At 75.2% G+C, this 6,235-nt stretch carries 5 protein-coding genes and 1 pseudogene; 3 read left to right on the top strand and 3 right to left on the bottom strand.

The window, feature by feature from the left end:
• Positions 1 to 516, top strand: a pseudogene (locus AB0H71_RS07565) (hypothetical protein); the annotation flags it as partial.
• Between the two features lie 70 nt (positions 517 to 586).
• On the opposite strand, the gene AB0H71_RS07560 reads toward AB0H71_RS07565, so the two are convergent.
• Positions 587 to 1,402 carry an SGNH/GDSL hydrolase family protein gene (locus tag AB0H71_RS07560; RefSeq protein ID WP_357016054.1) on the bottom strand — a complete coding sequence of 272 codons (816 nt, stop codon included), beginning with the start codon at positions 1,400 to 1,402 and terminating at the stop codon, positions 587 to 589.
• A 170-nt stretch (positions 1,403 to 1,572) separates the two neighbouring features.
• Positions 1,573 to 2,406, bottom strand: coding sequence for an SDR family oxidoreductase (locus AB0H71_RS07555; RefSeq protein ID WP_357016051.1), 834 nt, complete (start codon positions 2,404 to 2,406; stop codon positions 1,573 to 1,575).
• A gap of 142 nt (positions 2,407 to 2,548) precedes the next feature.
• On the opposite strand from AB0H71_RS07555, the gene AB0H71_RS07550 reads away from it, so the two are divergent.
• Positions 2,549 to 3,550 carry an EamA family transporter gene (locus tag AB0H71_RS07550; protein WP_357016048.1) on the top strand — a complete coding sequence of 334 codons (1,002 nt, stop codon included), beginning with the start codon at positions 2,549 to 2,551 and terminating at the stop codon, positions 3,548 to 3,550.
• Here the strand turns inward: AB0H71_RS07550 and AB0H71_RS07545 are convergent.
• Complete coding sequence (locus AB0H71_RS07545) at positions 3,470 to 4,384, bottom strand: DUF1206 domain-containing protein (protein WP_357016044.1); 915 nt, start codon at positions 4,382 to 4,384, stop codon at positions 3,470 to 3,472. The two genes, AB0H71_RS07550 and AB0H71_RS07545, sit on opposite strands and share 81 nt — an antisense overlap.
• 283 nt (positions 4,385 to 4,667) lie before the next feature.
• Between AB0H71_RS07545 and AB0H71_RS07540 the strand changes: the two genes are divergently transcribed.
• Positions 4,668 to 6,209, top strand: coding sequence for an ATP-binding protein (locus tag AB0H71_RS07540; protein ID WP_357016041.1), 1,542 nt, complete (start codon positions 4,668 to 4,670; stop codon positions 6,207 to 6,209).
• Positions 6,210 to 6,235: the final 26 nt, after the last annotated feature.

Genomic DNA, 6,235 nt, shown 5'->3' with positions numbered 1-6,235 from the left:
TTGTCGTGGTCGGCGGCGTATCGGACGGGTGGGGCGCCGGCGGCGGGGCGGATCTCGCCGGAGGCGATCGCGCCGGGGTCCGGCGGCTGGGGCACTACCCCCGGTGTCCTGCTGACCTCGGCGCCGGTGCCCGGCGCGCTGGTGGCGGAGGTGCCGGAGGGGTTGCCGCTCGAGCAGGCGGTGCAGACGCCGACGCCCGCCGCGGTGCCCGAGCCCATGATCACCATTCCCGGGCTGCCGCCGATCCCGTGCGGGATCTTCTGCCCGCCGCCCCCGCCGCCGGTCGTGCAGCCGGGTGAGCCGGGGCCGCGGGCCGAGGAGCTGCCCCGCGAGGCGCCGGTGCCCGCGCCGCAGCAGGTGGCGCCGCAGGAGCCGCAGCCGGGGGCCGCCGAGTTCGGTCCCGACGGACAGCCCGTCGCCCCCGCCCCGGACCCGGCGACCCCGCCGCCCCCCGGCCTCGTCCTCCCCTTCGGCATCACCATCCCGCTCCCGGTCCCGCCCGCCCCCGCGCCGTAGGTTCCCGTCGGAGGCGATCCTTCGGCGGGTTCGCGCCCGGACCATCCCCCTGGACCCCCGCCTGGGCGCGTCAGCTCACCGGGGCGAGGGTGCGCAGGCGGGCCAGGACCAGATCCGCCACCGCCGCCATACCGGCGGCGGTGGGGTGGCAGGGCGTGCCGTGCGGGGGACGACCGGGGACGGGGAGGAAGAAGTCCTGGGTCCACGGGACGGCGGAGCCGGGGGCGTGCGCGAGGCTCGGGGTGCGGACGTCGACGAGGTGCGCGCCGACCCGCTCGGCGACGGTGGCGGTGCGGTTGGCGAGCGCCTCGGCGAGGTAGCGGTAGTGCCGGTCGGTGGCCGACTCGCCGGGACGTGCCGGGCCCAGCACCGATAGATAGTTCACTACCAGCAAACGTGCATTCGGTGCCTGTTGGCGCACCGTGCCGAACACCCGGTGCAACCGCTCGTCCAGACCGCCGAGCGCGCGCCCGGTGGCGGCCTCGTCGGCGGAGCGGCGGGCGGCGGGCAGCAGCCGGATGGGCGAGGGCATGCGGCGGGCGATGAGGAACGCCGTCAGCCCGATGTCGTTGCCGCCGATGGTCACCGTCACCAGGTCGGTGTCGGAGGTGACGGCGGTGCGCTGCGGCGGGCTGCCGTACTGCCGCTCGTGCAGGATGTGCGCGCAGGTCGCGCCGGAGCTGGTGACGTCGGTGAGCCGCAGCCCGGCGGCGCCCGCGACGAGGTGCGGGTAGTTGCGGGCGGAGCGGCCCGCGGCGCGCACCGAGCCGGGGGCCCGCGGCGGAATGCCGGGGCCGGAGGCGAAGGAGCTGCCGAGCGCCACGTAGCGGCGGCCGCGCCAGGGGGCGAGCGCGTCGGCGATGCGGTCGTCGGAGAGCTGGGCCATGATCACCGCCCGGCGCCGATGCGGCGAGCGCGGGCGGCGGTGCGCGATCGTGCTCCGAGCACCGCGGTCGAACGGGGCCGATCGGTCATCGGCGGCTCTCCTCGCGCCAGGCGCCGGAACTCCCCGGACCGGCATCCGTGCAGCCACTCTAACCGGCGGTCCGTTCTCCGCTACCAGCGGGACCGGCGGAAGCCGCCCTCGGAGTCCAGCACCTGGCCCACCAGCCAGCGGCCCTCGTCCGAGATCAGCCAGGTGATGAGCCGGGCCGGATCGTCCGGTTCGCCCGCCCGGCCGCGCGGGAAGGCGGCGTGCACGGCGGCCGCGAGGGCGGGGTCGAGGCCGCCGCCGGGGGAGAGGTAGCCGGTGTCGACCGGGCCGGGGTTGACGGTGTTCAGCACGATGCCGCGCTCGATGAGCTCGGCGGCGGCCGTCGGCGTGAGCCCGGCCAGCACCGATTCGGCCGCGGCGTAGGCGACCTCGCCGGGCAGGGGGCCGAGGTGCTGGCCGGAGGTGAGCCAGACGACGCGGCCGCGGTCGGGCACCGCGCCGCGCTCCGGCCGGTACTGCCGGGCGAAGGCCCGGGTGAGCAGCAGCACCGAGCGGGCGTCGACCGCCCAGTGCCCGTCGAGCATGGCGGCGTCCAGCTCGAGCAGGGCGCCGTCGCCGCCGCTGCGGGCGTGGCAGGTGACCAGGATGTCGAGGTGGCCGAACTCGGCGACGGCGTCGTCGATGAGCCGCTGCGCGGCGTCCGGGTCGGCGAGGTCGATGCCGCGGTCGGCCACGGCGGTGGTGGCGGCGAGCTCGGCGCGCAGGGCGTCGGTGTCGTCGGCGCCCCAGGGCTGCTGCTCGTCGTGCGGGCGCCAGTGCGCGAGATACAGCGTGGCTCCGCGCTCGGCGAGGCGGCGGGCGACGGCGAAGCCGATACCGGCGCGGCGGCCGACGCCGGTGACCACGGCGACGCGGCCGGTGAGATCGCGGGGGGGGGGGGGGGGGCACGATGCCATCGCACCCCGGGAAGTGCGCGACGGCAACCGGATTTCGAGCCCGCACCGGCGCGCGCGACGTGCACCCGCTACGACGTGGGCCATTACCGCGACGGCCGAAAACCGCGCGACGGCGGGGCACCGCGCACACTAGGTTCGGCGCATGCGCGCGATCGGAACCGAGGGGCAGCGGGCCGCGGCGGCGGCCGCGATGACGGTACTGCTCTGGGCCTCGGCCTTCGTCTTCATCCGGGCGGCGGGGGAGCACTTCTCGCCGGGGGCGCTCGCGCTCGGCCGGATGCTGGCGGGTGCGGTCGCGTTGGTGCTGATCCTGCTGATCGTCGGCGACGGGATGCCGCCGCGCGCGGCGTGGCGGGCGATCGCGATCACCGGGGTGCTCTGGTTCGGCGTCTACATGGTGGCGCTGAACTGGAGCGAGGAGTACGTGGACGCGGGCACCGCGGCCATGGTGGTGAATATCGGCCCGGTGCTCATCGCGCTGCTCGGCGGGGTGGTGCTGGGCGAGGGGTTCCCGCGGCGGCTGCTGGCCGGGATCGCGGTCTCCTTCGCCGGCGCCATCGTGGTGGGGCTCGCGACCGCGCAGGGCGGGGCCGCGCTCGGGGTGCTGCTCGCGCTGCTCGCGGCGACCACGTGGGCGGTCTCCGCGATCGTCCAGAAACCCGCGCTCGCGGTGGCCTCCGCGCTGCAGGTGACGACCGGGGGCTGCGTGGTCGGGGCGCTCGCCTGCCTGCCCTTCGCCGGGCAGCTGGTGCGCGAGGTCGGGGCGGCCCCGGCCGGTGCCACGCTGAGCCTGCTGTACCTGGGTGTCTTCCCGACCGCGCTGGCCTTCACCACCTGGGCCTACGCCCTGGCCCGCACCACGGCGGGGCGGATGGGGGTGACCACCTACGCGACCCCGGCGCTGGTGGTGCTCGGCTCCTGGCTGGCGCTCGGCGAGGTGCCGGTGCCGCTCGCGCTGCTCGGCGGGGTGCTCTGCCTGGCCGGGGTGGCGGTGGCGCGGAGCGGCCCGAAGACGCCGAGCGGCCCGGCGGTCGAGACCGCCGGGCCGCTCGGAGGCGAAGGATCAGACCGGGACGCCGCCGTAGGTGCGGCGGTGCCGCGCCTCCAGGAAGGACAGCAGCCCGAAGGCGATGAGCCCCAGTGAGATCAGGATGAGCAGCCACGGGCCGAACGGGGTGCCCGCGAAGTCGCGCAGCACGCCGTCGACGCCCTCGACCTGCGCCGGGTCGTAGTTCAGCGCGGCGACCAGGGCGGCGAGGCCGATGGCGGCGACCACGGCGCCGCGGGCGATGTAGCCCGCCCGCCCCAGCCAGACCGCGGCGGTCCGGGAACCGCGGGTCATCCAGCCCATGCGCAGGTCGTCGGTGAAGTGCAGCCGGGCGCCGCGCACGATGAGCAGCAGGCCGAAGGCGAGCACCGCGATACCGAGCAGCGCGACCACCACCTGGCCGCCGGGCCAGGCCAGGATGCGGGTGGTGAAGTCGCGCGCCACCACGTCGCCGGGGGCGGGCAGCCTGCCGTTCACCACGAAGCGCAGGGTGAAGAAGAAGGCGAGGGCGTAGAAGACGCCCGCCACCGCCGCGTAGGCGCGATGCCCACCGGAGACGGTGCGCCCGGCCGTCGCGACCTGGGTGAAGCGCCACACCGCCAGCGCGGCGAAGCCGAAGACCAGCACCCACAGCAGCAGGTAGCCGAGCGGCTGCTCGGAGAGCGCGGCGAGCGCGCCGACCTCGTTCGCCGAGTGCTCGGCGGTGCCGACGGCGAGCATGAAGCCGAGGATGCCGAGCACGATGTAGGCGATCCCGCGGGCCACGAAGCCGAACCGCGCGACCTGCTCCAGGCCCTTGCTGCGGCTCACGGTGCTGCGGCCGCGGGCCCCGCCCCCGCCGCCCCGGCGCCACGAGCGGCGGCCGACGGCCCTGCTCCCGCCCCTGCGGTCGCGGCGCCGATATCGATATCCGTTGGCACGCTGGAACATGCTGAGCTCCTTCACTCTCTGTGCTGCGGGGCATGCCCACTTCCGGCGGGGTGACACGGAGTGCCGCGCACGCGACATCGATTGCGGCGCATCGATAACTCGCGGGCAGCGGCGAAAACCGCTGCTGTACTGCGCCGCAACCCTCCGGCGGTCACGCGGAGCGACGGGCGCAAGCCCCGTGGACGGCGCCGCACGCCCGGCGTGTCGGCGGTGTGGCAGAGTGTGCGGAGGCGCTCGATCCCGGTGGCGCGGTCATCTGCGAGTCGAGAGCTTGGACGACACCATGAATACCCGTGCCCGGGGGACGACCCGGCTGACCGTCGAGACCTGGTTCCAGCTGGTGCTCGGCTCCATGGTGGTGATCGTGCTGGCCGGCGCGGTCGCGGGGGCGGGCATGATCGCCCGCACCACCGAGAGCTCGAGCCTGGTGATCGGCAGGCTGCAGCCCGCGCTCGCGGAGAGCTACCGGCTGCAGGCGGCGCTCATCGACCAGGAGAACGGCGTGCGCGGCTACGCGCTCGGCGCCGACGCGGTGGCACTGCGCTCCTACGGCACCGGCCGCGATGCCGAGCTGCGCGCGCTCGGCACACTGCGCGGGCTGCTCGCCGACCGCCCCGAGGCGCTCGCCGACCTCGCCGCGGTGGAGTCGAGCGCCACCCGCTGGCGCACCGGCTACGCCGAGACCGTCACCGCCGCACCGGAACGCGCCCGCGGCGCCGCCGCCGAGGGGCGGCAGCTCTTCGACGCGGTGCGCGCCGGGTTCACCGGCCAGACCGACCGGCTGGCGGCCGCGCTAAATACCGAGCGCACGGCCATGTACCACAACCGGGACAACCGCAACCTGTTGCTCGGCGGCCTCGTCGTGGTCTTCCTGCTGGCCGCGGTGCTGCTCACGGTGCTGGTGCGCGGCCTGGTGGTGCGGCCGCTCGGGGAGTTGCAGCGCAGCTCGCGGCGGGTGGCCGACGGCGATTTCGAGCACCGGATCGCCGCGCGCGGCCCGGCCGACATCGCCACCGTCGGGGCCGCGGTGGAGGACATGCGCCGCCGGATCGTCACCGAACTGCGCTCCTCCCGCGAGCAGGAGGCCACCCTGGTCAGGCAGGCCGCCGACCTGGATGCCCAGACCGTCGAGCTGCGCCGCTCCAACCAGGAGCTGGAGCAGTTCGCCTACGTCGCCTCGCACGACCTGCAGGAGCCGCTGCGCAAGGTGGCCTCCTTCTGCCAGCTGCTGCAGAAGCGCTACGACGACCAACTGGACGACCGCGGCCGGCAGTACATCGAGTTCGCGGTGGACGGCGCCAAGCGGATGCAGGTGCTCATCACCGACCTGCTCAGCTTCTCCCGGATCGGCCGGGTGAACGACCGCACCGAGCACCTGGAGCTGGACCCCGTGCTGGACCGGGCGCTGCACAACCTCGGCACCGCGCTCGCCGAGTCCGGCGCGACGGTGCACCGGCCGGAGCGGCTCCCCGCCGTGGTCGGCGATCCCACGCTGCTGGAGCTGCTCTGGCAGAACCTGCTCGGCAATGCCGTGAAGTTCGCGGCGCCGGACCGGAAACCGGAGATCCGGATCGAGTACGAGGAGCGCGACGGCACGCACCACTTCGCGGTGCGCGACAACGGGATCGGCGTCCCGCCGGAGTTCGCGGAGAAGGTCTTCGTGATCTTCCAGCGGCTGCACAACCGGGAGGAGTACACCGGCACCGGCCTCGGGCTCGCCATCTGCCGCAAGATCGTCGAGTTCCACGGCGGCCGGATCGAGCTGGACACCGAGTACACCGGCGGCGCCCGGTTCCGCTTCACGCTGCCCGTCGCCGCGGAGTAGCGCAGCGAGAGTTCCGCCACCCGCGC

The sequence above is a fragment of the Nocardia sp. NPDC050697 genome (genome assembly GCF_040654395.1).
Classification (GTDB): Bacteria; Actinomycetota; Actinomycetes; order Mycobacteriales; family Mycobacteriaceae; genus Nocardia.
The sequence above is the reverse complement of the archived record's forward strand: the minus strand, read 5'-3'. Positions and strand labels throughout refer to the sequence as shown.